The following is a 24,273-nucleotide window of genomic DNA, read 5'->3' on the forward strand; positions in this document are numbered from 1 at the left end:
GGAACAAACCGCACAGGATTCCCGTTTGCCACTGGAAGGGCCGGACTACCGACCCTAGCTAGAGGGAATGGAGACGCACGGATTCAGGCGACGCACTTGCGCCGGCCCTGCCCGCTAAAAAAGTCGTCAAGGAGGAGACACCCGCCATGTTTATCGACCTTACCACCCGCACTGCCGCCGCTGCTTTTGCCAGTTTCGGCCTGATAAGCGCTGCCGCTTATGCGGACAGCGCAACCACCCACCAAGAGGAAACAGAAACGATGAGTGCCTTCTCCCTCCCCGACCTGCCCTACGCCTATGACGCGCTGGAACCGGTGATCGACGCCGAAACCATGGAGCTGCACCATTCGCGCCACCACCAGACCTATGTGAACGGCCTCAACGGAGCGATGGAAGACCGCTCCGATCTGCAGGGCTCCTCGCTGGAAGACATTCTGGCGCGCGTTTCGGACCTGCCCAAAGCCTTCCGCAATCATGGCGGCGGGCACTGGAACCACGCCTTCTTCTGGGAAAGCATGACCGCGCCTGCGAATAGCGGCGCGCCCAGCGGCGCGTTTGCCGAGGCGATCAACGCGCAGTTTGGCTCTCTCGACGAGATGAAGAGCCAGTTCAATTCCGCCGGTGCCGGCCAGTTCGGCTCTGGCTGGGCCTGGCTGATCGTCAATGGCGACGGCGAGCTGGAAATCACCGCCACGCCGAACCAGGACAATCCGCTGATGGACGTCGCCGAGACACGCGGCACGCCCATCCTGGGCAATGATGTATGGGAGCACGCCTATTACGTCACCTACCGCAATCGCCGCGCCGACTATCTCGACGCCTGGTGGCAGGTGGTGAACTGGGATGTGGCGTCTGAGCGCTATGACGCGGCTGTGGCGGGCAACTGACCGCCTTTCGCGTGCCCTGACGATGCAGGAAGCCCCGGACGGAAACGTCCGGGGTTTTTGTTGCGCGGAGACCCACATCACGCGTTTCACCGGCGTACGCCGGTGCCCAGTCTCATTTTGATGCTCCGCACATCCGCGCGTCGCTCCTCGCTAAAGCTGCGGGCGCGCGGTCGCGCTTGCGGCGCTGCGCGCCGGACAGGCAATAAACGCCCCCAAGATCACCCGTTTCACCGGCGCACGCCGGTGCCCAGTCTTTCTGGGCCCCGGCTTTCGTCGGGGAAACGCGTCAATTCCATTTACCTCCCAAGCTTGTCATCACCCGCTTTACGCGGGTGACCCATGCCTGAGAGGGGACAGCTAGCGGGATCTTTGCAGGCATGGTTCCCCCGGACCGCTACGCGGCCGGAGGATGATAGTCCTGAAAGGCCAAAGGTCAGTTTTCGGACGCCGCCTCTATCGCGGCGAACATGGCGGCAAGGCGCTCATCATGCTCTTCAGTCCAGCTCTGTATCTCGAACTGGCGGGCCAGCTCTTCAGCCGCCGCGCGGGCAAAGGCGATGTCACCGGCAGCAAGGCCAGCGGAAACCTTCTCCTCGGCCAGATCTGTTGCCAGCGGCACGAAACCCACCTCCACCGGGCGCAACGTCTCCACCGCGCCTGCGTCGTCTCCGGCGGCGCGTTGTGACAAAGCCGCGTTGACGCGGGCGAAGGCCGCGCTCATCCGGTATTCATAGCCCAGCTCGCCTTCCGGGCCTGACGGTCCGGTACGCAAGAGAGCCTCATCGAAATAATCGCCAAGCTGGTTGAAGCGCTGCGCCGCCAGCGCGTAATCGCCATCCCGGTAGGCACGGTAAGCTTGCGCGGTGGTGATGCGGTAGGAATGGCCATGGGCCATCCATTCCAGTGCCAGCAGAGTGTAGAGCGGCGGCGTCTCCAGCGGCCAGTCCTCTGGTATTTCATGATACCACCGCGGTGCAGGCTCAGCCGCGCCCGCAAGGGGTGATGAGACGCCGCTGAAGGCCATAAAGAGGGCAATGAGGGCAGCAAGGCGTGCGCGCATGAAAGGCTCCAGCGGGGCGAAAACCGCCCCTCCCGGCCATGTCAGCAACCCTGTGCCGTGCTGCAACTGAAAAGACTGGTCAGCCCGCCCGCCGCGCCTCGGCGCTGCCTTCGGACAGCACGTCATCGCGCACCGGGCGCGGCGCGCCGAAGAGATGGCCCTGACCATAAGCGATATCGAGATCGAGGATTTCGACCACCATCGCCTCGGTCTCGATCTTCTCGGCAATGATATCGACACCGTAGCGGGCAAAAAGGCTGGCAATATCTTCGGGCGCGATCGTGCCGGGCTCACGGCCTGCGACCGGCATATGCCCGCCCGCCATCTCGATCAGGCGCACGCCCTCCACCTTGGCAAAGCGCACGCCCGCGCGCTGCAGCTCGGCCAGATCCAGATTGAGATTGCTGACCTGATCGATGGAGAAGCGGAAACCGTAATCGGCGAGGCGCGCCATGTGACGCGCCGCGACCGAGGAGCGTCCGTCAAAGGCGGCTTGCGGCATTTCGAAGATCAGCGAGGTCGCAAGATCGGAATTGCGGCGCAGGAAATCGAGGAAGGGCGGGAAGAATTCCTCATCGGTGAGCGAGCGCACCGAGATATTGCAGAAAATCCCGACGCGCCGGTCCGATTTGGTGAGCTTGCGCACGATCTGCACACAGCGCAGCAGGAGGAGATTATCCACCTCGGCGATAAGACCATGTTCCTCGGCTGCTTTGAGGAAACCTGCGGGCGTGACGACATTGCCCTTGGCGTCGCGCAGGCGGGTGAAGCCCTCATAGAAGTAGGTGCGCCGCTGGGGCAGGCCGACCACGGGCTGCAAATAGAGATCGACCCGGTTGGCATCCAGCGCATCGCGGATCAGCTCCACACGCGCCGAGCTGGACACGTTCGCCGCCTGCCCTGCGCCGGCCATTTCCAGCTTTTGCAGAATTTCGTTGAGCAGCTCATCGCCCGGCCCTTCATCGCGCGCCGGGGCGGCAGAGCGCGCATAGGTGGCGGGTGCAATCTGCGCTGACGGGCGGGCGGGCTGTGTGGCGAGCTGGGTTTCCACCTCTTCGATGCGCGCGCTGGCAAGCTCCAGCTCCTCGATCAGGGAGAGGTTGGCGGCGCGCAGCTCATGCAGCGCCTTCTCGGTGGCGCGGCGTTCCTCTGCGCGCGCGGCGGCGGCATGGGCCTGCCCGGCGATCAGGAACACGACCGCGCCCATGACCCAGGCCAGCCCTGAGCTCATCAGGCCAAACCGCTCGAACGCCAGCGCCGCCACGATGGCAACCATCGCATAGGTGATGACGACGAGCATGTCTGTCGCGCGCGGTATGATGGCCAAGCCTCCGTTACGTCCCCGTCAGGCGCGAATCGCACCTGTGCAAGCGCAGTCTATGCTGTACCGGGCCATCCTGTCAGACCTCTTTCCAGTCACGAAAAAGGGGCGGACCTTTCAGCCCGCCCCTTCATCAGATTGCAGCGATCACACGCCTAGCTTTGCGTATGCGGCGCGATCTTGATCTCGACGCGGCGGTTGAGCGCGCGGCCCGCATCGGTGGCGTTGGAGGCAACCGGATAATCCGGGCCAGCGCCGGTGATGAAGAAGCGGCGGCCATCAACGCCGACCTGTTGCAGATAGCTTGCAACCGACTGCGCGCGCTGCGCCGACAGGCGCATGTTCAGCTCACGCCCGCCGGTGGAGTCGGTATGGCCGATCACGTCGACATAGGTCGCCGGATAGGTCTGCAGAACGTCAGCCACATCGTTGAGGATGGGGAAGAAGTTCGGCTCGATATTGGACTGGCCGGTGGCAAAGGTCACATTGCCCGGCATGACCAGGTACAGGTCCTGGCCTTCACGGCGCACGGTGACGCCAGACCCGCGCAGGCGCTCGCGCATCTCGCGCTCCTGGCGGTCCATATAATTGCCGACGGCCGCACCGGCGAGGGCGCCGATACCAGCACCGATCAGCGCATTGCGGCGGTCATCGCCGCCCGCCAGCGTACCCAGAGCAGCGCCAGCCAGCGCGCCGCCAATGGCGCCCGTGCCGGTCCGGCTCTGGGTGACATTGCCGTACTGGTCGGTGGTGGTGCAGGCCGCCGCCATGGTCAACGCCATGCCGGCAACAGTGAGAGAACGAAAGATCATGGCTATCAAGCTCCATGGTGACGTTAAAAAGTTAGGCCCCGAACACTAGCGCGTCCGATGCGCTCTGACCATGAAACTTACATGGCAGAGCGATGAACGCAGCTTGAACAGGGGTGTAAAACGCGCGAACGGAAAAATCGCTCCAACATTCTCTGGCAGCCCCTTGACGCTAACCGGTCCCCTGCTTATCTCCGGCGGGCTGGCAGCCGGGAGCATCGAGTGCTAACGGCATAAAGCCAGAACTCATTTGTTTGCGGCGGGTGACCGCCTGCGCCCAAGAAAACGGAGACGTGACGCGATGACTTTTCGTCCTCTGCATGACCGCGTGCTGGTAAAGCGCGTCGAGGAAGAATCCAAGACCAAGGGCGGGATCATCATTCCCGACACGGCCAAGGAAAAGCCCCAGGAAGGCGAAGTGATCGCCGCTGGCAGCGGCACCATCAAGGATGATGGCACCGTGCGCCCGCTGGACGTGAAAGCCGGTGACCGCATCCTGTTCGGCAAATGGTCGGGCACCGAAGTCACGGTTGACGGCCAGGAACTCCTCATCATGAAGGAATCCGACATCCTCGGGATCGTCGGCTAGATCCGGCCCAAACCTTTCCCCTATTCAATCGACTGATCGAACAAGGAGCTGACGCTTATGTCCGCTAAAGAAGTCAAGTTTGGCGCCTCTGCGCGCGAACGCATGCTCAAGGGTGTCGACACCCTTGCCAACGCCGTAAAAGTGACCCTCGGCCCGAAAGGCCGCAACGTGGTCATCGAGAAGTCCTTCGGCGCGCCGCGCACCACCAAGGACGGCGTTTCGGTCGCCAAGGAAATCGAGCTGGAAGACAAGTTCGAGAACATGGGCGCCCAGATGGTCCGCGAAGTCGCTTCGCGCACCAATGATGAAGCTGGCGACGGCACCACGACCGCCACGGTTCTGGCCCAGGCCATCATCCGTGAAGGCATGAAGTCTGTGGCCGCCGGCATGAACCCGATGGATCTGAAGCGTGGTATCGACAAGGCCGTGCTGAAAGTGGTCGAGGACATCAAGGCCAACTCCACCCCGATCAAGGGTTCTTCGGAGATTGCCCAGGTCGGCACGATTTCGGCCAATGGCGAAAAAGAAATCGGCGAGATGATCGCCCGCGCCATGGAAAAAGTCGGCAATGAAGGCGTCATCACGGTCGAGGAAGCCAAGTCGCTGGAAACCGAGCTGGATGTCGTTGAAGGCATGCAGTTCGACCGCGGCTACCTGTCGCCCTATTTCGTGACCAATGCCGACAAGATGGCTGTCGAGCTGGATGACCCCTACATCCTGCTGTTCGAGAAGAAGCTGTCTTCGCTGCAATCCATGCTGCCGGTTCTCGAAGCCGTGGTGCAGTCCAACCGTCCGCTGCTCATCGTGGCTGAAGATGTCGAGGGCGAGGCGCTTGCCACGCTCGTCGTCAACAAGCTGCGTGGCGGCCTGAAAGTGGCTGCCGTGAAGGCTCCGGGCTTTGGTGACCGCCGCAAGGCCATGCTGGAGGACATCGCTGTCCTGACCGGCGGCCAGGTTGTTTCCGAAGATCTCGGCATCAAGCTGGAAAACGTCACGCTGGACATGCTGGGCACCGCCAAGCGCGTGTCGATCACCAAGGACGACACCACCATCGTTGACGGTGCTGGCGAGAAGTCCGCGATCGAAGGCCGCGTGAACCAGATCCGCAAGCAGATCGAAGACACCTCGTCTGACTACGACAAGGAAAAGCTGCAAGAGCGTCTGGCGAAACTCGCCGGCGGTGTGGCCGTGATCAAGGTCGGCGGCGGCTCCGAGATCGAAGTGAAAGAGCGTAAGGACCGTGTTGACGATGCCCTGAACGCCACCCGCGCTGCGGTGGAAGAAGGCATCGTGGCCGGCGGCGGCGTGGCCCTGCTCAAAGCGGCCAAGGCCCTTGAAGGCCTGGAAGGCGACAATGCCGACCAGACGCAAGGCATCGCCATCATCGCGCGCGCTATCCAGGCGCCGATCCGCCAGATCTCCGAAAACGCCGGGGTTGAAGGCTCCATCGTTGTCGGCAAGATTCTGGAAAACAGCTCGCACGGTTTCGGCTTCAATGCCCAGACCGAAGAGTATGGCGACATGTTCGCCTTCGGCATCATCGACCCGGCCAAAGTGGTGCGTACTGCCCTGCAGGACGCGGCCTCTGTCGGCTCGCTGATGATCACGACCGAAGCGGCCGTTGCCGAACTGCCGAAGAAAGACGCCCCGCCGGCCATGCCGGGCGGCGGTATGGGCGATATGGGCTTCTAGGCTCTATCCCCTTCGGAATACGGAAAAGGGCGGCTGGCAACAGCCGCCCTTTTTTTGTCTGGCCTCACCGCGCTGTCATGGCCGGATGTCCCTGGTGTCTCCCCCCACTCTCTTCGTTTTCCCGACGAAAGTCGGGACCCAGAGCAGCGGTTTGACTGGGCACCGGCTTTCGCCGGTGAAACGCTGGATGGGGAGTTCCTTCGCGCCTCATGGCCCGGCTTGACCGGGCCACCCATGCTTTTCCACCCTCGTCATTCCAGAAGCCCGAAGGGCTATCTGGAACACAGTTGATTTAAAATGCGGCTGGGTTCCGGGTCTCGCCGCAGGCTCGCCCGGAATGACGAAGGGCGGGCCGAGTGGGGAAAAATTCCCCTACCCCCTCACATGCCCCTCAAGCGCGTCAAGGCGTTGATTGGCCTCGCTGATACGTTCCTCAGACAGCTCGCCGCGTTCGATGGCCGCCATCACCCAGCGCTGGACATTGGCCGGCAGGTCGGGGTCGGGATTGGCCGAGTTGGAGATGAGCAGGAGGTCGTTACCGGCTTTGAGCGCGCCGATGACGGCCTGCTCGCGGGTGTAATGGTGGCGGATCGCGCCCATGTCGAGATCATCGGTGATGACCACGCCCTCATAGCCCATCACCTGCCGCAGGAGCCCGTGCAGCACGCGCCGCGAGAGCGTCACCGGCAGGCCATCGGGCTCCAGACGACGGTTGATGAGGTGCGCGCCCATCATCAGATGGGCATGACCGGAGCGCATGAGCTGGCCGAAGGGGGCAGCCTCCTCGAACGTCCAGGTATCGCTGATATCGACATAGCCATCATGGCTGTCGCCGCGTGAGCGGCCATGACCGGGGAAGTGCTTGATGGCGCAGGCCACACCCTGCGCCTCGAACGCCTCGATAAAGGCCGCGCACCATGTGGCCACGCTGTCAGGATCAGGGCCATAGGCCCGGCCATACTGGCCGATGGCGTCATTGGCCGGGTCGTAAAGGTCCGCGATGGGCGCAAGGTTCATGTTGAAGCCGGCATCAGCCAGCTCGCGCGCGGCCACGGCGAAGAGTTCGGCGCCTGCCTCCAGCCCGCGCGTGGTCAGCTCGGTAGCGCGCGGTATGCGGGTAAAGCCCATCTCGGCATTAAGCCGCTGGACCACCCCGCCCTCCTGATCGATGGCAAGCCACGCATCAGCCGATGCCGCACGCAGCCTTGCCGCCAGTGCCAGCGCCGGATCACGCTCGCGCGCATTATGGCGCAGCATGAGAACACCGCCGATGGAGCGCTCCTCAAGGTGGCGCACCATGGCATCAGCGCTCTCGCCGCGCGGATCAGCGCCGACAAACCCCATGATGATGAGGCGGGCAATCTGCGCCTCCAGCGGGCGAACCGGCACTTCGGCAATGCGTGGAAAGTGTTCGGGCTGCGCGCTGGCCAGTCCTGCACCCGCACCGGCAAGGCCAAGCCCGGCCAGAAGCTGGCGGCGATCCATTGTCATGCCTGCAATCCCCTCAAACTTTCCCCGCGCCCGATTAGGCAGCGCCGAAGCCTGCCTGTCCAGTGCGCGATGGCATTGCTGTCCTTCCTAACAATTAAGCGCGCTGTCATCTCCGTGTAATTCGCCGCGGCGCGTAATGGCGCACGAGTTAAGGGAGGAACACATCCATGAAACATCTCATCTGGGCTGTAGCGGCCAGCCCGCTTCTCATCGCCGCCACGCCGGTCCCGCCCGAACCGCCGCATCCGCCGCGCGAGACCGAACGCCGCGTTATCCTCATCCATGACGGCACAGTGGAGATCGGTGACGAGGCCGGGCGCATCGTGGAGGAGGCCCTCGGGGAAGGCCGGCGGGGGCGCCTGGTCTTCGACTTCGACTTTGACAACGATACCGGCTGGAGCGAGGAGCACCGCGCGGCCCTGCGCGAGGCGATGGAAACCCTGCGCGAGACGCTGGCCACCCTGCCCGGCGGGCCGGAGGGCGGCTTCCGCTTTGAATGGCGCGATATGGACGGTTTTGACCGCGAAGCCCATCGCGAGCGCGTACGCGTGGTGGCGGAGCGCGCCCGTGAAAGGGCCGAAGAAGCCGGCATGCGCGCCCGCGAGATGGGCCGCCTTGCCCGCCTTGAAGGCGAACGCGTCCGCGTGATCGGGTTGCATGCCGGTGCGCGCGGCATGGAGGCGGGCCTGCGGGCCATAGACGAGGCGCTGGAGCGTGGCGAGGTCTGGCGCAATGGCGAACGGCGCGCCATGACGGCTGAGGAACGCGCGGAGATGGAAGCCACCCGCGCCCGGCTGGAAGCGCGTATCGCCGAGTTCCGCGGGGAGCACGCCGTCCTGCTTGGAGACGATGCAGCGGGCGAACGCCGCGCCGTGGCCCTGCGCCGCGACGGTAGCGACAGCGCCGACCGCCGCCGGGTGCGCGTGGAAGACCGCGATGGCCGCGTGCGCGTCTGGATTGATGGCGAGGAGCTGGAAGGCGATGCCCTTACCAGCTGGCTCAATTCCGATGAGGGTCAGCGCATGATCCGCCAGCGTCCCGAACCGCCACTGGCCGGCGGGGAGTGAGGGAAGGAAACATCCCTCACAATCCCTTCGACTCGTCGTTCCCGCGCAGGCGGGAACCCAGAGCCACCGGCGAAGTCCTCGCTCTTGCATCTCTGGACCCCCGCCTGCGCGGGGGTGACGAGGGAATTGAGCAAGAGTGCCAAACCCCAAACCAAAAAAAGGCCCGGCATCCAGAAGATGCCGGGCTTTGAAATTTTGGTTGGTCGATAAGAGACGTCTCCTCCCCAGAGCCGTCACTCAAGAAGACAAGACGGTCAGGCCCTGTCTGTTAATGAACGTGACTCAGAAGACAGGTTTCAGTCAACCCCTTTGTGCAAGGCAGGTTTTCGTTTTTGCCGCAGCGCACCCATCATCCGCGCGCGGACAGACGGGTGAGGATCGCCGATACCAGTTCGCTGCGCGGCACGGAGAATTGCTGCTTCTGCTCTTTCCACTCATCGCGGTCGGTGATCGATTCGGCCAGCTGCGCGCCGAGATTGAGATCCTTGATCTGGACCGTGCCGCTGGCGAACTCCTCCTCGCCGCAGATGACGGCGAAGGCCGCATCGCGCCGGTCGGCATATTTCAGCTGCTTGCCCATATTGCCATTGCCGGTAAAGGCTTCCGCGCGCAAGCCCGCGCTGCGCAGCTCAGCCGCAAATGCAAAATACTCCGCCATGCGCGCCTTGTCGGCAGCGACCACGATGACCAGCGGCGCAGCATCAGCCCCTTCCAGACGCCCCAGCGCGGAGAGCGCGGCGGCAAACCGGCTGACCCCGAAGGAAAAGCCCGTCGCGGGCACTTGCTGGCCGGTAAAGCGGGCGACGAGATCATCATAGCGCCCGCCAGAGGCCACCGAGCCGAACTGCATCGGGCTGCCATCGGGATAGGTGGGGGTGGCCAGCAACTCGGTCTCGAAGACCGGACCGGTATAATAGCCAAGGCCGCGCACGACGGAGGGATCAAATACGGCGATCTCTTCAGGGATGCCGAGTGAGGTGAGGATCGCATTGATCTCGTCAAGCGCCTCTACGCCGGCCCTGGCGGCGGTTTCGCCTGCGCTGCCTGCAAGGCGCGCGGTCACTTCGGCGCGGGTGCCACCGGCTTTTGAAGCTTCAAGGAAGCCGAGCACGCGCGCGCGGCCCGCCTCGTCCAGCCCCGCACCCTCGGTGAAGTCGCCGCTTTCGTCCTTGCGGCCCTTGCCGAGCAGAAGCTCCACGCCCTCCATCCCCAGCCGGTCGAGCTTGTCGATGGCGCGCAGCACGCGCATGCGGCGCGTATCATCCGCCTGGCCAAGGCTTTCCAGCACACCGTCAAGCAGGCGGCGATCATTTACCCGGATGACGAAATCGCTGTCGGTCAAGCCAGCGGCGCGCATCACTTCGGCGGCGAGCGCGATCATTTCCGCATCAGCGGCAGGACCGGAGGCACCGACATTATCGGCGTCGCACTGGACGAACTGGCGGAAACGGCCCGGCCCCGGCTTCTCATTGCGCCACACCTCGCCGAACTGGTAGCGGCGATAGGGTTTGACGAGATCCTGAAAGCCTTCCGCCGCAAAGCGCGCCAATGGCGCGGTCAGGTCATAACGCAGTGCCATCCACTGCCCGTCATCATCCTGCATGGCGAACACGCCTTCATTGGGACGGTCCTCGTCGGGCAGGAATTTGCCGAGCGCATCGGCATATTCGAACGCAGGCGTTTCCAGCGGCTCAAAGCCCCAGCGCTCATAGACGGCAGAGGCAGCTGTCACCAGCGCGCGCTCGGCCCGGATCACATGGGCGGCCCGGTCCTCGAACCCGCGCGGGCGGCGCGCCTTGGGACGGAAGCTCTTTTCTTTGGCCATGGGACAGATCCGGTCTGGATGGAAACGCTATCGAAAGGAGGGCCGGAGTAGCCTTTGCACGCGCCGCTTTCAAGCGGCCCGCCCCTTGCACGGTCATCAACTAGCCGTCCAAACTTTAAAGGCCAGTGTTCCAATGCAGCTCATTCGCGCCCTCGCCGCATGCCTTCTCCTGCTCGCCGCTGGGGCCGCACCGGCCTTCGCGCAGGACGCAGGCAGGCTGATTGCGCTCTCTGAACGCCTGCAGGGCGAGGCGCAAATGCGGGCGGACCTGCTTGAGGCAGGCAGCGCTCCAACCGCCGAAGCCGAAGATGCGTTCTTGGCCGACACGGTGCGCTTCTCCGCGGACATGCGCGCACTGGCGCTTCATATCGATACGCATGGCGGCCCGGCCGACCTGCCCTGCATCTTCCGCGGCATGGCCGAGGATGCCGACATACGCCGCGCTGCGCTGGAGGCTGACCCGGCAAGCGCAGAAGACTATCGCCAGCTCGCCCGCACCTTCTCCCACGCCGTCATCATAGCGGCCGATGTGGAAACCGAAGGCCCGGATACCGGCTTTCCGCCTTCCTGTCCGTCTGCGGGATAGATGAAACCCCGGACACAAAGCGTCCGGGGCCCCTCTCAACGTGTTCTGCATCCGGTCCCGGACGGCCCTTCGGGCCTCCGGGAGTTCAGATCGAACTATTGCTGAAACCCCGGAACCGCTTTCGCGGTATCCGGGGCCTGTCGCGAAAGCCGCGACCGCCTCGGGCTTGAGATATTCGATCACCAGTGCGAAATGGTACCACTGCTTTAAACGAAGGAACATCGCATTGGCGGATCAGAACCCGAAAATGCTCCTGGCGTCGATACCGAAGTCGGGAACCAATCTTTTTCGTGTCGCAATGTTCAATTACCTCGCGCACCTGAAAGGCGATCTGGAACCAAAAACCTATGATGATCTGGTAGCGGCATTCCCCAACCAATTCGCTGACTATATAAAAAACAACCAGGAGACACCGAATAGGGAATATCTTCCAGAAACTTACTCAGATTTTGTTTATGGCCATAGTGTTGGCTCGGGGTCTAAACTGGCCGGCCCGCTGATTGGACTATACCGCAACCCATTAGACCAACTCGTCTCGGCCTATTTTTACTTTTACACCAGAAACGGTTCCACGAAAGCTCACCCACGGGACATCATTGAAGAACGCGCGCCAAGGTTCACACGACCATATAAGCGCTTGCACGAGCTACAGTCGGACGGCCGTGCTCTGCTGCTGTCTTACGAGGATATGATTGAGCGCCCGGCGGACTGTATCGCCAAAGCTGCTGACTTCTATAAACTGCCTGTGTCAGACGAGCTTGCATACATGGCTGCCGAACACTCTTCCATGAAACGCGCCAAGCAGTTCGAAGATGAGAATGGCCATATGCATACGCGTGATCGCGACAAGGCAAAAAGACTCATCGGAAAAAAAAAGCCGGTTTGTCCGTGATGGCCGTATCGGCCAATGGCGGGATTGGTTCACTGAAGAAGAAGTCAATTTGATCAAGGCCAAGCTGGTGGACGCCGGAATAGACCCTGACGATTTTGTCTATTCGCCACGCGTGTAAAGCTCTTATCGTTCTCGCAAATGAAACCCCGATCCGTTGCCGGACCGGGGTCTGTCATCTGAAACAGGTCAGATAAGCGGCTTACGCCTCGTCGACGTATTTCACGTTGCAGCCATAGGGCTGGGTCTCGGGCATTTCCACCGCTTCACCCGCCAGCACGGCGTTCAGAGCGATCTGCGCATAGGGGATCGGGTCGGGATCGCCAGCGCGCGGGCGCGGCTGGTCATCAATACCGCCATTATAGCGCAGCGTGCCTTCGCTATCGATGACATACATTTGCGGCGTGGTGCGCGCATCATAGGCCCGGCCGATAATGCCCGGCGCGTCCATGAAGACATGGGCGACATTTGATGCGCCGCGCTCTTCATTGAGCGCCAGCGCGCGCTCGGCGCTGACATAGCCCTGCTCGCCCGGTGCCGAGGAGATCACCTGAATCCAGACAACGCCGTTTTCAGCCGCTTCATCCTGCAGGGCCTGCATATTGCCCTGATAGTGACGCACGACGAACGGGCAGTCATGGTTGGTCCATTCCAGCATGACGGTCTGGCCGGCAAAATCGGCCAGCGACACGGTCTCGCCGGTCGCGGTCGTGGCGGTGAAGTCGGGCGCGCGCTCGCCAATGACAGGCTGTGCATGGGCGGCAGCGCCGAAGCTCAGCGCGGTAGCGGCCAGAAGGCTGGCAGTCAGGGTAAAGGTGCGGCGGGAAATGGCCATGGCGGGAAGTCTCCTTCAGGTTAAAAAGGTTCAGGCTTCGAGTGGCACTAATTCCTGGCAGCAGCCTCCACCGCCCGGATCATGATGGTCTCAGTCAACAGTGGCGGAAGGATGTCCGGCTCTCCGCCATCTGCCGGGTACATAAGGTAGAATGGAACACCGGGCGCGCCATGCTCGGCAAGTACCCCGGCGATCACAGGATCGCGATTGGTAAAGTCCGCGCGCAGCAAAGCGACATTGTTTTCGGCGAAGGCTGAGCGCACGCGATTATCGGCCAGCGCGCCCAGCTTGTTGACCTGACAGGTCACACACCAGGCGGCGGTAAAGTCGACAAACACAGGCCGCCCCTCGGCGCGCAGCTCCTCCACTCTCGCCGGGCTCCACTCCTCATACTCACCATTACCCGCAGCGATGGCAGCTGGTTCCAGACTGGCTGTCGTCCACAGCGCGCCAGCGGCCAGCACGACGCCTGCAATGCCCGCCGCGCGCGAGAGCAGGGTCGGCGAGCGCAAGGCCCAGACGGCAAAGCTGATCGCGAGGAACAGGACGAGTATCCACAAGACGCCCTGCGCACCGGTCTGCACGCTCAAGACCCAGACCAGCCAGATGGCGGTGGCAAACATGGGGAAGGCGAGGAATTGCTTGAAGCGCTCCATCCACACGCCGGGCTTGGGCAGGAAGGCGAGCAGGCGCGGCTCGAAACTGACGATCACGAAGGGCAGGGCAAGGCCCACGCCGAGGAAGGCAAAGATCGTCAGCGAGGCGAGCGGCGGCTGGGCGAGCGCAAAAGCGAGCGCGCTCGCCATGACGGGCGCAAGGCAAGGCGCGGCCACGAAGACGGCCAGCACGCCGGTGAGGAACGCGCCGGAGCGGTCATTGCCCTGCACATTGCCGCCAACACTCTGCAGGGAGGTGCCGATCTCGAAGAAGCCTAGGAAGTTGAGGCCGATGATGAACATCAGCGCAGCAAGGCCGGCTACCACCCACGGCTCCTGCAGCTGGAAGCCCCACACCTCCATGCCGCCAAGCCCGCGCAGCGCCAGTACGAGACCGCCGAGTGCCAGGAAGGTCACGATCACCCCTGCCCCGAAGATCAGGCCCAGCTCGCGCGCGTGGGCGCGCTCCGCGCCGCGTTTTTGCACGATGGTAAGCGCCTTCATGGAGAGGATCGGGAACACGCAGGGCATGAGATTGAGGATCAGGCCGCCGACCAGCGCAAACAGGGCCGCCTGCCAGAAGCTCATCGCAGGCGCGGACGTGCCGCCACCACCTCCGCTGCCCGTAGCTGGTGCAGAGGCCGGCGCGGCAAGCGTGTTGACCTCTTCACCGGCGATGGCCGTCACCTCGATGACGCGGCGCTCCCACCGGTTGCCGATGCGTGCCTCGAAGGCCAGCGCGCCGGTATAGTCGGCATTGATGGCGTTGCGTGTGAGGAAGCCGGGCGTCAGGTCGATACGGGCGAACCCGGCCTCGACGCGCGCGGGCTGCGGCGCGCTGTGGTTCACCACGCCGCTATCGTGCGGGAAGAAGTAGAGATCACGGATCTCGTCAGCGCCGCCGGCGAAGCTGTCGCCCGCCAGCGTCAGCGCCAGCACATCATCCTTGCGCGCAAGACCGGCCTCGATGGCGATACCGGTGCGCGGCGCAAGCGAAAAGGCCGTCTCGATCAGGCGTGCGCCTTGCCGGTCGGCAGCGCTCTCGCCGACCTCCAGCGTGATCTCGAATGTCGCATCCTCGGGGATGCAGATATCCTCGCAGACCAGCCAGGTGCCTTCGCCGGTGATGGTGACTGTGCCGGGCTCTGCATCAGCCGGTACCGTCACCGGCACGGGTAGCGTAACCCGGTCCTCATAACCGTAATTGGTCAGCGGGCCGATCCGGTAGGTGGAGGGCGCAGGCCACACCATCTCGCCAACGGTCCAGCCTTCGGGAAGGTCAAGGAAGAGGCGGGTCGCCTCTCCACTATCGCCCGGATTGCGCCAGTATGTGTGCCAGTGCGGGGTGATTTCCTGATGCAGGGCGAGGTGGAAGGTCTCGCCGGGCGCGACCGAGCTGCGCTCGCTGACAAGGCTCGCCTCGACCATAGGCCCACTGGCGCCTTGCGCGGCAGCCAGGCCCGTGAACAGGCAAAGGGCGATCAGAATTCCGGCAGGGAAGGTACGCAGCAAGACAGACTCCCGTTCGTCCCGTTTCACGCCCGGCGCAAAGTGCTGGCCCGGCTGAAGCTAGATATAGCTGTCATTCCAATCGGTAACGAGGGGGCTGACGGTCTTGTGATCCAGCGGCGCAAACCGATACGCAAATGGCGGCCCCAAAAGGGACCGCCATCGCAATTACGCAAGCCTTGTCAGAAGCGGATTACGCTTCAGGCGGAGGCGGGGTGATGCCCGGCTGGGGCGCAGCCGCGGCCGCACCCAGCTGACGCGCGGTGGCACGGGCAACAATACCGTCCCAGCGTCCGACCGAAATCATGTGCGCATAGATCGCGCCGAGCGTGGCATCATCACGAAGTTCGGCGAGCTTTTCAGGCGACAGAGCCCGGAGTTTCTCTCCCGAGACGCCCCAGTAGGATGCAATCACCTGCGGATCACCGGTGGGCTGGCCCTGCTCGTCACGCGGCTGGAAGTGGGTTTTCTGCTCTTCAAACAGATCAAGGTCACGCAAGCGCTGGACCAGCTGCGTGGTATTGCGCGCGTCTATTTCATAGCGCTGGACAAACTCGATCGCATTTTGAACGAGCGGGGTCGCCTCACCGCTTTCATCAAAGAATGGCTGGTCAGGATTGTCCGATGTGACGAGATGCGAACCGGCATCGACGCACAGGGTGAAGCGCTCATTGTCCTCGGTGTGGACCGCTGCGACAAACGGGTAGCGGCGCACAAATGCGGGAACATAAGTGTTGCGCTCAAACAGGCCCGTTTCGGGGTCCACAAAAAGGTTGGTCGCTTCTTGAAGCCCCATCACCGCGACGGGTGTGTAGTTGGCACCCAGGAAGATGATGGGATAGGCACTGCTTGCCTGAGCGAACTCGCTCATGGTCAGAGGCAAGAAATGCGTCTGGTTCAGAAAGTCGAACGGACGATCACCATACTTCAGGCCCTTACCCTTGTGAGTCTGCGCATGTAGCGGCTCGGGCTTCTTGTAAAGCGGCAGTGTACCCTGAATTTTGGGCGCACCGGTTGCGGCATCAGCCATTTGTAGTTCCCCTTGAAAAAACACTTGCGGGCTTGTTAGCGGAGCAGCCTTTCCAAGGCAATACAGCCCCGCACGTTACCCGTGCAGGGCTGCAAGCTCTATGCCGTTCCAGGCGGAACGCCTAGCCGCCAAAGCGGGCGCGTACACCAAAGTAGATGGCGCGGCCGATAATCGGGGCCTCATCCTTGAAGAAGGAGGTGTGCCGGCGCCCGGCTTCGTCAAGCAGGTTGCGGCCCTTCAGATAGAGCGAGGCATCCAGCCCTTCAAAGGGAAGGGCATAGCTGGCATCAAACGAGACCAGATCATACCCGCCGGTTTCGCTTTCCGCTTCGGCAACACGGTTCTGGGCGTTCACGCGCAGATAGTCGGCGCGCAAGGCGAGATCACCCAGCCGGGTGGAGGCACCCAGCCCGTAGCGCCAGGGCGAGATGCGTGGCAGGTCGCCGCCATCGCGCAGTGAGCCGCGAACATAGTCAGCCGTGAAGTGCAGGGTGAAGGGCAGATCGCCTTCCGCAATCTCCCAGCTGCCACCCAGCTCCGCGCCATAGAAATGGGCATCATCCTGCTGGTTGAAGACCAGCTGGTTGCGCAGGCGGCACAGGCCACCGGCGCCGGGCGCACAGCCAGCGGCCGCGCCTTCGCCTTCACGGTTGCCGATATCGTTGACGAAGACCGGATTACCCGTCCCGTCATCTTCCGAAGCCAGGTAGATGTAGTTGTCGGCGCGGTTGTAGAAGCCGGTCAGGTCAAAGCGCAGCGGGCCGGTATGGCGCTCGATGCTGGCTTCGAAATTGAGGTAGCGCTCGGTGTCGAGATCGGGATTGCCGACCTCCCACGTGCCGGCCGCAGAGTGGCGGCCAAAGGCATAGCGCTGTTCGGGCGACGGCGTACGTTCGGCGCGGGTCAGACCAAAGCGCAGATGATAGTCCGGCCCTACATCGATGATCGTCGCCGCCGACAGGCTGACGGCAGTCGTGTTGCGATCCGCGATCTGTTCGGGCTGGGGCAGGAAGGTCGTGTCAGGCAGGGTCACGCCCGGCACGCGCGAGGCGATGACGGGATCGCTTTCGCTGCGTGTGTGCTCCACGCGTGCGCCCAGCTCGATCACGGCAGGGCCAAAGCGGCGCTCTTCGATGAGATAGCCGGCAAAGGTGCGCGTCTGGTTCGGGCGGACATAGAAGCCCCGGTCAGCGCCGCGCGGATCATCGGCGAAGAAATCCCGGTTGGTGAACTGCAAGCCAATCACGCCTTCCCAGCCCGCGACGGGCTCGTGCAGGAAATCGGCGCGTGCCTCAAACTCCTTGTTTTCGAACGTGGCTTCAACGACAGCCTCCTCGAAAGAGCCATCGGTGCGGCTGAACTCCAGCTCGGTTTCGTCCTGGTCATAGCGGGTCCAGGCGACGGCCAGGCGGGCCAGCGAGAAGCCGGGCAGCGGGTTGTTCAGCTCGCTGCGGAAATCGAGGCGCACATAGTCCGCCGTCACCCGCTCGATATGGTCCGAGCCATCGCCGCGAATACGCATCGGGTCAAAGACTTCCGGAATGCCGTAATCGGTCGACCAGTAGCTGGCCGACAGGGCCGCAAAGCCCCAGTCACCGGCAGAGATGCCGGTCAGCGAGGCCAGCTCGGTCTCGATCGAGCTGTTCTGCAGGCGGCCCTCAAACCCTTCGGTCTGATCGTCTTCCTGGAAGCCATTAATGTCGAAATCATCCGTGCGGCGGATGCCGCCACTGGCGCGCAGGGCAAAGCCATTGCCAAGCTGATACTCGCCGCTGACATCAAGCTGGCGGTCATTGCCATTGGGAGAATAGCTGGCATCCAGCTCCAGATAGGGAGAGTCGGCGAAGGTCGGCAGGAAGCGCTGGCTGCGCACATTGACCACGCCGCCGGCCGCGCCCGAACCGAACATCAACGTGGTCGGGCCGCGGAAAATTTCGATCTGGCTGGCACCGCGCGCATCGATGGCCACGGCATGGTCCACACCCTCGCCGGACACGTCTGCCACCGGCAGGCCGTCATCAAGCACCATGACGCGCGAACCCTGCTGGCCGCGGATCACGGGGCGGCCAACGCCGGGACCGAAATCGGCATTGGTGACGCCCGGCATGCCGTCCAGCATCTCGCCCAGCGAGCCAGCCATGCGGCGGGCCAGCTCATCGCCATGCAGGACGCTGACCGGCTGGATCATCTCGTCGACATAGCGCCGGCCGAGCGGGCCTGCGGTGACCACGATCCGGTCCAGAGCAGCATCGCCGCGCTGCTGGGCATTGGCATCGCCGTGCGCAGCAGGCAGCGCGAGCAGACCTGACGCCAGCGCCAGCGCCGTGGATGCGGAAAGAGAAAGCCTGAGCATGCGGGAACCCCTGTCGCTATGGGCGGCAGGTCCGATCAACCGCCGCTACGTTATAGTGTTGCGCAACGTCATATTATTACATAACACTCGCTGGCAACCCCGCTTACTGCACCCATATGCAGAAAGGCTCGCACTTTTGCCGCGTTCGCTGTATCGGTGAGGCTTATGGGACACACGCATACCAGTACCGAGACCAAGCTTGCCAAGGCCGATGCCGTGTGCGCGCAGAAGGGCCTGTCGCTGACGCCGCTGCGCAAGCGCGTGCTGGAATTACTGCTGGAAGCGGGAGGGCCGGTGAAGGCGTATGACCTTCTGGCCGCGCTGAAACCTGATGGCAGCGCCCAGCCGCCGACCATTTACCGCGCGCTCGATTTCCTCACTCAGGCCGGCCTTGCCCACCGGGTGGAGGCGCTGAACGCCTATCTGGCCTGCGTGCACGGCCATGGTGACGAGATTGCCGAGCTGTTCATCTGCGAGACCTGCGGCAAGGTACGCGAGCAGCACGCCCCTGCCCTGCCCGACCATACGCCGGAAGGCTTTCAGATCGCCCGCTCCGTGCTGGAGCATTACGGGCGCTGCGCGCAATGCAGCAAGGCGTGACGCGCCTGCCCGAACCGGCCTAGGCTTTTCCCGGTCAGACAAAGAGGCGGGAGGTCAGCATGCAAGAGCTGTGGCGCGGTAATGCCAATGCATGGGAATGCGATGAGCTGGGGCACATGAATGTGCGCTTCTACATCGCCAAGGCCATGCAGGCGGTCGGCACGCTGTCTGACCTTGCCGGCATGCGCCATGCCTTCCGCAGCGACGCCATCGCCACGCTGATCACACGCGAGCTGCAGGTGCGTTATCTCGCCGAATGCCATGCCGGCGTGCCGCTGGTCATACAGGGCGGCGTAACGGATATCGGTGAGGACAGCGTGGAGCTGGCCCTCATCATGGAACACACCGTCAAGGAACGCCCGGCAGCGAGCTTCCTCATCCGGCTCGATCATTGCGACCCGCGTTCGGGCAAGCCCTTCAACTGGTCGGACCGTCTGCGCGAAGGGCTGGAAGACTTGCGTATCGAGCGGCCTGCAGAAGTGATTGCGCGCACCCTTACCGCCTCCAAGCCGCGCAGCGATATTTCGCTAAAGCTTGCGGACAAGCTCGGCATGGCGGTGACGGGGCGCGGGCGGTTCGGGCCGGAAGATGCCGACATTTTCGGGCGCATGCGCGCGGAAGCCGCCATCGGCAAGACCTCCGACAGCGTGATCCATTTCAAGGACGGCTTCCCGGAGGAATGGTCCGCCCATGGTGACGGGGCCGGGCTGGAGCTTGGCGGCGCGCTGCTCGAAGCGCGCATCATCTATCGCCGCCTGCCTTTGCCCGGTGATGGCTATCTGATGCGGTCGGGGCTTATCGGCGCGAGCGAGAATGTCCGCTCGCTGGTCCACTGGATGCTTGATCCGGTGACCGGCCAGCCGCTCTGGTCCATCGAAGGCGTCGCCTGCATGATGGATCTCAAAGCCCGCCGCCTGTTCAAGACGCCGCCCGAACGGCTGGCGGAATTGCGGGCCAAGGTGATCGAGGGCTTGAGCGTTTAGGGGGACTCCCTCTTACCTCGTCGTTCCCGCGCAGGCGGGAACCCAGTGCCAACCAGCACTGACTTCGCTATGATCTCGGTATCCCGGGTCAAGCCCGGGAACCCGGTTGAAAGGCCAGAGAGAGAGCCGTTATACGGCGCCCAGAAGCTCGGCTCCGCCTCGCGCTCACGCGGTAAATGCCTCGCGAACAAAAGAAATCGGGCGGAGCTTACCTCTCACGCCTCAGGGTACTCAGACACGCTGGCTTCAATTAAAGCAGAATTCGCAAATGGCCTCTTACCGACTTCCTGACAAAGTTTTTCGAAAGATTCCCAATCCTCATCTTCCAGGGCGTCCCGCGTCGCAAAAATAATGTCTTCAGAGCGGAATTTGAATTTCTTAGCTGGATTTTCGAACGCTATGCCGACAACGATTTCAGTCTCGAGGTCTTTTTGAAATAACCCCATCATGTACATGAACAACGAAGAAGTTCTGGAGCGTCGATATTCATCATATTCTCCTTCGACAATTGGCTCCTCCCGGTCCATCTGGAGGAATACGTAGGCAAGCTTGCGTCCCGAAGCATGCTTTCGGCGCAACATAGCACGGGCAGCCAGAGGTTTATCGATATGCTCTTCTGCCCATTCAACCACACCCTCCATTATCAGGCGTCGTTCTGTTCGGTTTTCCATTGCAAGGTATCGCATCCCCTGCTCTTTTTGCTCGAGGCTAGTATTGAATAAATCGATACTTGTGCCCTCGCGCATGTTTTTACCAAATCGGTCGATCAACCGGTCCCATGCGTACGAAACTTCATCAGCTATCACGCGCCGGCGAAAACGCTCATCGAAATACAAGCTCTGAAAATCGTCTTCATCATATGCTATGTAGCTGGTGTCATTAGCATTGCTATATATTTTTGATAGTGAATGTCGATCATACTCGTTAACAGACTTCATGTACTCTGCTAAGATGCCCTCCTCACCTTTGACATAAACAGACTGCGCACTCAGAAATAGCTTCTGACGCTCACGCAAATAATTTATGATGTCTTCCGGCGTATCAATAAATCGACAAATAAGCTCAAAAATCGATTCGCAAAATATATGAAACAACTCGCCGTCGACGATTTGATTAACAAAAAAAGGTGACTGATATCCATCCGGTCCAGCGTAGAGTGAAAATGATCCTGTATCACCACCAAAGTGGTTAATGCACGCTACATTCGAATTTCTGACCAATAATATCTTAAAAATTTCAGCATCAGCTGGCACATTTGGAACACTGTACTCTAAACGCCTATCCGTGAAAACTTCGTTTGGATTTGCTTTTAGCCATCGCTCAGCACCGCGTGCCTGTGAAGCAGATTTAATGATGGATGTTTTATGCCATCGCGCCCATCGAACTTCATCTGATCCAGATTGCGGATATTTTATATCTTTCTCCGAAATAACCAGCACAACATTGCCATAAACGATAAGCAAATCGCAAAGTTCAACCGGCTTTTCCTTAGTTCCGCTGGTTTTCGGACGGAATGGTGAAGTATGCGTCCAAAGGTCCAAAAACACGCGCTTTGCTAAACGTTCCAGATGGGCCTCGCCCTCTGTGTTTGGTTTTCCATAGGGAAGCATTGGTGCGTGTCTTTCACAAATACGAAGTTAGCTCAATTCTGCCAGCTTTCTAGCTTCCGCCCAACGAAAAACCCCGGTGCGTCACCGCACCGGGGCTCTTCGTCAGTCATTCACCTGAAAATCAGGCCGCCTTCTTCGGCGCGAAGCGGGCGTAGAAGGTTTCCTTCTTCGCCGCCATGTCGCGCAGGAGCTGGGGCACTTCGAACGGCTTGCCGTACTTTTTGGCCAGCTCGTCGGCACGTGCCACGAACTTGTCCGTGCCAACCGTGTCGATGAAGGAGATCACGCCGCCGGTATAGGGCGCAAAGCCCCAGCCCAGGATCGAGCCGACATCGGCCTCGCGCGGGTCTTCAACAATGCCTTCGGCCATGGTGCGGGCCGCCTCGATGGCTTGTGCATAGAGGATACGGTCCTTGATCTCGCCCACGCTCGGCTGGTCGTCTGCGGGGAGCAGCTTGCCGTTCGGGGCAAACTGGCCAAGCTCGTCCCACAGGCGCTTGCCGCCTTCCTCGTAGACGTAGAAGCCCTTGCCATTCTTGCGGCCATAGCGGCCAAGCTCGTACATCTTCTCGATCACCTCGGCATTCGGCGTCTGTTCGAAGGCATCGCCCAGATCCTTCTTGGTCTGCTGGAGCACCTTGTAGCCAAGATCGATGGCCACCTCGTCCTGCAGGGAGAGCGGGCCGACGGGCATGCCCGCCATCTTGGCCGCGTTCTCGATGAGGGCGGGTTTGACGCCTTCGGTCAGCAGCGAGGTGCCCTGCTCGATATAGCGCATCACGCAGCGATTGGCGTAGAAGCCGCGCGTATCGGCCACCACGATCGGCGTCTTCTTGATCTTGCTGACGAAATCGATGGCGCGGCTGACGGCATAATCGCCGGTGTGCTTGCCGACGATCAGCTCGACCAGATTCATTTTTTCTACCGGCGAGAAGAAGTGAATGCCGATGAAATGATCGGGACGCTCCGATGCCTTCGCAAGAGAGCTGATCGGAATGGTGGAGGTGTTAGAGCCAAACACGGCATCCTTGCCCAGATGCTCCTCGGCCTTCTTCGTGATCTCCGCCTTGAGATCGGAGTTTTCAAACACCGCCTCGACAACCAGATCGACGTCTTTGAGCAGGCTGTAATCGGTAGTCGCGGTGATCAGACGCTCCAGCTCATTGGCCTTGGCTTCGGAAATCTTGCCGCGTTTGACGCCCTTGGCGAAGAAGTCCGCAGCGTGCTGCTTGCCTTTGTCGGCGCTTTCCTGATCGCGGTCGATCAGCACCACTTCGATCCCGGCCTGCGCCGACACGGTGGCAACGCCCGCCCCCATGAAGCCAGCACCGATAACGCCGATCTTTTTGATCTCGCCCTTGTCCTGACCCTGCGGGCGGCGGCTGCCCTTGTCCAGCGACTGCTTGGACAGGAAGAGCGAGCGGATCATGTTGCGGCTTTCCGGACGCATCAGCAGCTTGGTGAAGTAGCGGCTCTCAATGCGCAAACCGGCATCGATCGGCACCTGCAGGCCCTCATAGACGCATGACAGGATATAGCGCTGGGCCGGATAATTCCCGTAGGTCTCTTTGAGCAGCATCGGGGATGCGCCCGCGAAAATCTGCATGCCCGCCGGGTGGTAGGGTCCGCCGCCGGGGATTTTGAACTTGTCCTGGTCCCAGGGCTGTTTGGCGCCATTGGGGTCCTTCTTGACCCATTCCTTGGCCTTGTCGACCAGCTCGGCAGCCGAGGCGATCTCGTGGACCACGCCCTGATCCTTCGCGGACTGGGCATCGAACTGCTTGCCCTGCAGCATGATCGGCGCAGCGTTCATCACGCCGATCAGGCGCGGCAGGCGCTGCGTACCGCCGCCGCCGGGCAGAACGCCGACCAGGCTTTCCGGCAGGCCGAGCTTGGCGCCGGTATCAAAGGCCATGATGCGGTAATGGCAGGCGAGCGTCACCTCGAACCCGCCGCCGAGCGCGAGCCCATTGATGGCAGCCGCAATCGGCTTGCCGCAGGTTTCCAGCTCGCGCAGCTGGGCGTTCAGACGGAACGCCGTGTCGAACAGCTTCTGCTTGGCTTCTTCTTCAGAGAGACCTTTCAGGTCCATCATGCCAGCGCCCAGCTCGGAGAGGTCCGCGCCTGCGCAGAAGGCTTTCTTGCCAGAGGTGATGACCGCGCCCTTGACCGCATTGTCCTTGGCGATCCGGTTCACAATCTCCCCGATTTCCGCCATCACGGCAGCAGAGAGCACGTTCATGGATACGCCGGGGCTGTCGAATGTGACGAGGGCAATGCCGTCATCGTCAAGATCGTATTTGAAGTGTGTGTAGCTCATTTTGTTTCTCCTGCGCCCTCGCCCTTCGAGACGCCACGTTGTGGCTCCTCAGGGTGAGGGCTTGGTTCTGTGCTGTTGTCCCTCATCCTGAGGAGGCGGTCAGGCCGTCTCGAAGGACGAGGGAGCGGTGTCGCGATCATCTAAGTTCAGGCTCGAGAGGA

Annotated in this window: 19 protein-coding genes; 8 read left to right on the forward strand and 11 right to left on the reverse strand. The window is 62.0% G+C overall.

The features are described 5' to 3' along the window. The first annotated feature begins 146 nt into the window (after nucleotides 1–146). Nucleotides 147–887, forward strand: a complete 741-nt coding sequence (locus tag ACQ5ID_RS10045; RefSeq protein WP_429912318.1) for a superoxide dismutase — start codon at nucleotides 147–149, stop codon at nucleotides 885–887. Between the two features lie 433 nt (nucleotides 888–1,320). Here ACQ5ID_RS10045 and ACQ5ID_RS10050 read toward each other — a convergent pair whose 3' ends face one another. From ACQ5ID_RS10050 to ACQ5ID_RS10060, 3 genes are all read right to left on the reverse strand, one after another. Next, nucleotides 1,321–1,947, reverse strand: coding sequence for a hypothetical protein (locus tag ACQ5ID_RS10050; RefSeq protein WP_429912319.1), 627 nt, complete (start codon nucleotides 1,945–1,947; stop codon nucleotides 1,321–1,323). 79 nt (nucleotides 1,948–2,026) lie between these two features. Continuing rightward, complete coding sequence (locus ACQ5ID_RS10055) at nucleotides 2,027–3,274, reverse strand: EAL domain-containing protein (RefSeq protein WP_429912320.1); 1,248 nt, start codon at nucleotides 3,272–3,274, stop codon at nucleotides 2,027–2,029. Between the two features lie 149 nt (nucleotides 3,275–3,423). Beyond that, the gene (locus ACQ5ID_RS10060) at nucleotides 3,424–4,080 is read right to left on the reverse strand and encodes an OmpA family protein (protein ID WP_429912321.1); all 657 of its coding nucleotides are present in this window, start codon (nucleotides 4,078–4,080) and stop codon (nucleotides 3,424–3,426) included. A gap of 298 nt (nucleotides 4,081–4,378) precedes the next feature. Between ACQ5ID_RS10060 and groES the strand changes: the two genes are divergently transcribed. Both groES and groL read left to right on the forward strand, forming a co-directional pair. Next, the gene (gene groES / locus ACQ5ID_RS10065; protein WP_127567946.1) at nucleotides 4,379–4,666 is read left to right on the forward strand and encodes a co-chaperone GroES; all 288 of its coding nucleotides are present in this window, start codon (nucleotides 4,379–4,381) and stop codon (nucleotides 4,664–4,666) included. A gap of 57 nt (nucleotides 4,667–4,723) precedes the next feature. Then, nucleotides 4,724–6,358 (forward strand): chaperonin GroEL, encoded by a 1,635-nt coding sequence (gene groL, locus ACQ5ID_RS10070; protein WP_127567948.1) that lies wholly within the window; start codon nucleotides 4,724–4,726, stop codon nucleotides 6,356–6,358. 372 nt (nucleotides 6,359–6,730) lie between these two features. On the opposite strand, the gene ACQ5ID_RS10075 is transcribed toward groL, so the two are convergent. Then, nucleotides 6,731–7,849 carry a glycoside hydrolase family 3 N-terminal domain-containing protein gene (locus ACQ5ID_RS10075; protein ID WP_429912322.1) on the reverse strand — a complete coding sequence of 373 codons (1,119 nt, stop codon included), beginning with the start codon at nucleotides 7,847–7,849 and terminating at the stop codon, nucleotides 6,731–6,733. Nucleotides 7,850–8,016: 167 nt separating this feature from the next. Between ACQ5ID_RS10075 and ACQ5ID_RS10080 the strand changes: the two genes are divergently transcribed. Next, on the forward strand, nucleotides 8,017–8,916 hold the full coding sequence (locus tag ACQ5ID_RS10080) for a hypothetical protein (protein WP_429912323.1): 900 nt from the start codon (nucleotides 8,017–8,019) through the stop codon (nucleotides 8,914–8,916). A gap of 349 nt (nucleotides 8,917–9,265) precedes the next feature. Here ACQ5ID_RS10080 and hisS read toward each other — a convergent pair whose 3' ends face one another. Then, nucleotides 9,266–10,741: a histidine--tRNA ligase gene (gene hisS, locus ACQ5ID_RS10085; RefSeq protein WP_429912324.1), complete on the reverse strand. Its 1,476-nt coding sequence runs from the start codon at nucleotides 10,739–10,741 to the stop codon at nucleotides 9,266–9,268. Nucleotides 10,742–10,874: 133 nt separating this feature from the next. Here hisS and ACQ5ID_RS10090 point away from each other — a divergent pair, with 133 nt between their 5' ends. Further along, nucleotides 10,875–11,327 carry a hypothetical protein gene (locus ACQ5ID_RS10090; RefSeq protein WP_429912325.1) on the forward strand — a complete coding sequence of 151 codons (453 nt, stop codon included), beginning with the start codon at nucleotides 10,875–10,877 and terminating at the stop codon, nucleotides 11,325–11,327. Between the two features lie 226 nt (nucleotides 11,328–11,553). Beyond that, on the forward strand, nucleotides 11,554–12,219 hold the full coding sequence (locus ACQ5ID_RS10095) for a sulfotransferase domain-containing protein (protein ID WP_429912326.1): 666 nt from the start codon (nucleotides 11,554–11,556) through the stop codon (nucleotides 12,217–12,219). Nucleotides 12,220–12,418: 199 nt separating this feature from the next. On the opposite strand, the gene ACQ5ID_RS10100 is transcribed toward ACQ5ID_RS10095, so the two are convergent. The 4 genes from ACQ5ID_RS10100 to ACQ5ID_RS10115 all read right to left on the reverse strand — a co-directional run bounded on the left by ACQ5ID_RS10100 (nucleotide 12,419) and on the right by ACQ5ID_RS10115 (nucleotide 18,599). After that, nucleotides 12,419–13,051: a redoxin domain-containing protein gene (locus ACQ5ID_RS10100; RefSeq protein WP_429912327.1), complete on the reverse strand. Its 633-nt coding sequence runs from the start codon at nucleotides 13,049–13,051 to the stop codon at nucleotides 12,419–12,421. Nucleotides 13,052–13,098: 47 nt separating this feature from the next. Beyond that, nucleotides 13,099–15,219 (reverse strand): protein-disulfide reductase DsbD family protein, encoded by a 2,121-nt coding sequence (locus tag ACQ5ID_RS10105; protein WP_429912328.1) that lies wholly within the window; start codon nucleotides 15,217–15,219, stop codon nucleotides 13,099–13,101. Nucleotides 15,220–15,409: 190 nt separating this feature from the next. After that, a complete protein-coding gene (locus ACQ5ID_RS10110) occupies nucleotides 15,410–16,246 on the reverse strand; it encodes a SapC family protein (RefSeq protein WP_429912329.1) in 837 nt (278 codons plus the stop codon). 121 nt (nucleotides 16,247–16,367) lie between these two features. Next, a complete protein-coding gene (locus tag ACQ5ID_RS10115; protein WP_429912330.1) occupies nucleotides 16,368–18,599 on the reverse strand; it encodes a TonB-dependent receptor in 2,232 nt (743 codons plus the stop codon). A 165-nt stretch (nucleotides 18,600–18,764) separates the two neighbouring features. Between ACQ5ID_RS10115 and ACQ5ID_RS10120 the strand changes: the two genes are divergently transcribed. Further along, on the forward strand, nucleotides 18,765–19,199 hold the full coding sequence (locus tag ACQ5ID_RS10120; protein ID WP_429912331.1) for a Fur family transcriptional regulator: 435 nt from the start codon (nucleotides 18,765–18,767) through the stop codon (nucleotides 19,197–19,199). Between the two features lie 59 nt (nucleotides 19,200–19,258). Beyond that, entirely contained in the window at nucleotides 19,259–20,182 is a 924-nt protein-coding gene (locus ACQ5ID_RS10125; protein ID WP_429912332.1) for a thioesterase family protein, read from the forward strand. 215 nt (nucleotides 20,183–20,397) lie between these two features. Here the strand turns inward: ACQ5ID_RS10125 and ACQ5ID_RS10130 are convergent, their stop codons facing one another. Both ACQ5ID_RS10130 and ACQ5ID_RS10135 read right to left on the reverse strand, forming a co-directional pair. Next, nucleotides 20,398–21,792, reverse strand: coding sequence for a hypothetical protein (locus ACQ5ID_RS10130; RefSeq protein ID WP_429912333.1), 1,395 nt, complete (start codon nucleotides 21,790–21,792; stop codon nucleotides 20,398–20,400). A gap of 121 nt (nucleotides 21,793–21,913) precedes the next feature. Further along, complete coding sequence (locus ACQ5ID_RS10135) at nucleotides 21,914–24,112, reverse strand: 3-hydroxyacyl-CoA dehydrogenase NAD-binding domain-containing protein (protein ID WP_429912334.1); 2,199 nt, start codon at nucleotides 24,110–24,112, stop codon at nucleotides 21,914–21,916. Nucleotides 24,113–24,273 lie beyond the last annotated feature (161 nt).

The organism is Glycocaulis sp., from assembly GCF_050485565.1.
Lineage (GTDB): Bacteria > Pseudomonadota > Alphaproteobacteria > Caulobacterales > Maricaulaceae > Glycocaulis.

Bases quoted from the DNA above. Each gene is read 5' to 3' on its own strand.
- ACQ5ID_RS10045 (WP_429912318.1), top strand. From the start codon at position 147: ATGTTTATCGACCTTACCACCCGCACTGCCGCCGCTGCTTTTGCCAGT.
- ACQ5ID_RS10050 (WP_429912319.1), bottom strand. From the start codon at position 1,947: ATGCGCGCACGCCTTGCTGCCCTCATTGCCCTCTTTATGGCCTTCAGC.
- ACQ5ID_RS10060 (WP_429912321.1), bottom strand. From the start codon at position 4,080: ATGATCTTTCGTTCTCTCACTGTTGCCGGCATGGCGTTGACCATGGCG.
- groES (WP_127567946.1), top strand. From the start codon at position 4,379: ATGACTTTTCGTCCTCTGCATGACCGCGTGCTGGTAAAGCGCGTCGAG.
- groL (WP_127567948.1), top strand. From the start codon at position 4,724: ATGTCCGCTAAAGAAGTCAAGTTTGGCGCCTCTGCGCGCGAACGCATG.
- ACQ5ID_RS10075 (WP_429912322.1), bottom strand. From the start codon at position 7,849: ATGACAATGGATCGCCGCCAGCTTCTGGCCGGGCTTGGCCTTGCCGGT.
- ACQ5ID_RS10080 (WP_429912323.1), top strand. From the start codon at position 8,017: ATGAAACATCTCATCTGGGCTGTAGCGGCCAGCCCGCTTCTCATCGCC.
- hisS (WP_429912324.1), bottom strand. From the start codon at position 10,741: ATGGCCAAAGAAAAGAGCTTCCGTCCCAAGGCGCGCCGCCCGCGCGGG.
- ACQ5ID_RS10090 (WP_429912325.1), top strand. From the start codon at position 10,875: ATGCAGCTCATTCGCGCCCTCGCCGCATGCCTTCTCCTGCTCGCCGCT.
- ACQ5ID_RS10100 (WP_429912327.1), bottom strand. From the start codon at position 13,051: ATGGCCATTTCCCGCCGCACCTTTACCCTGACTGCCAGCCTTCTGGCC.
- ACQ5ID_RS10110 (WP_429912329.1), bottom strand. From the start codon at position 16,246: ATGGCTGATGCCGCAACCGGTGCGCCCAAAATTCAGGGTACACTGCCG.
- ACQ5ID_RS10115 (WP_429912330.1), bottom strand. From the start codon at position 18,599: ATGCTCAGGCTTTCTCTTTCCGCATCCACGGCGCTGGCGCTGGCGTCA.
- ACQ5ID_RS10120 (WP_429912331.1), top strand. From the start codon at position 18,765: ATGGGACACACGCATACCAGTACCGAGACCAAGCTTGCCAAGGCCGAT.
- ACQ5ID_RS10125 (WP_429912332.1), top strand. From the start codon at position 19,259: ATGCAAGAGCTGTGGCGCGGTAATGCCAATGCATGGGAATGCGATGAG.
- ACQ5ID_RS10130 (WP_429912333.1), bottom strand. From the start codon at position 21,792: ATGCTTCCCTATGGAAAACCAAACACAGAGGGCGAGGCCCATCTGGAA.
- ACQ5ID_RS10135 (WP_429912334.1), bottom strand. From the start codon at position 24,112: ATGAGCTACACACACTTCAAATACGATCTTGACGATGACGGCATTGCC.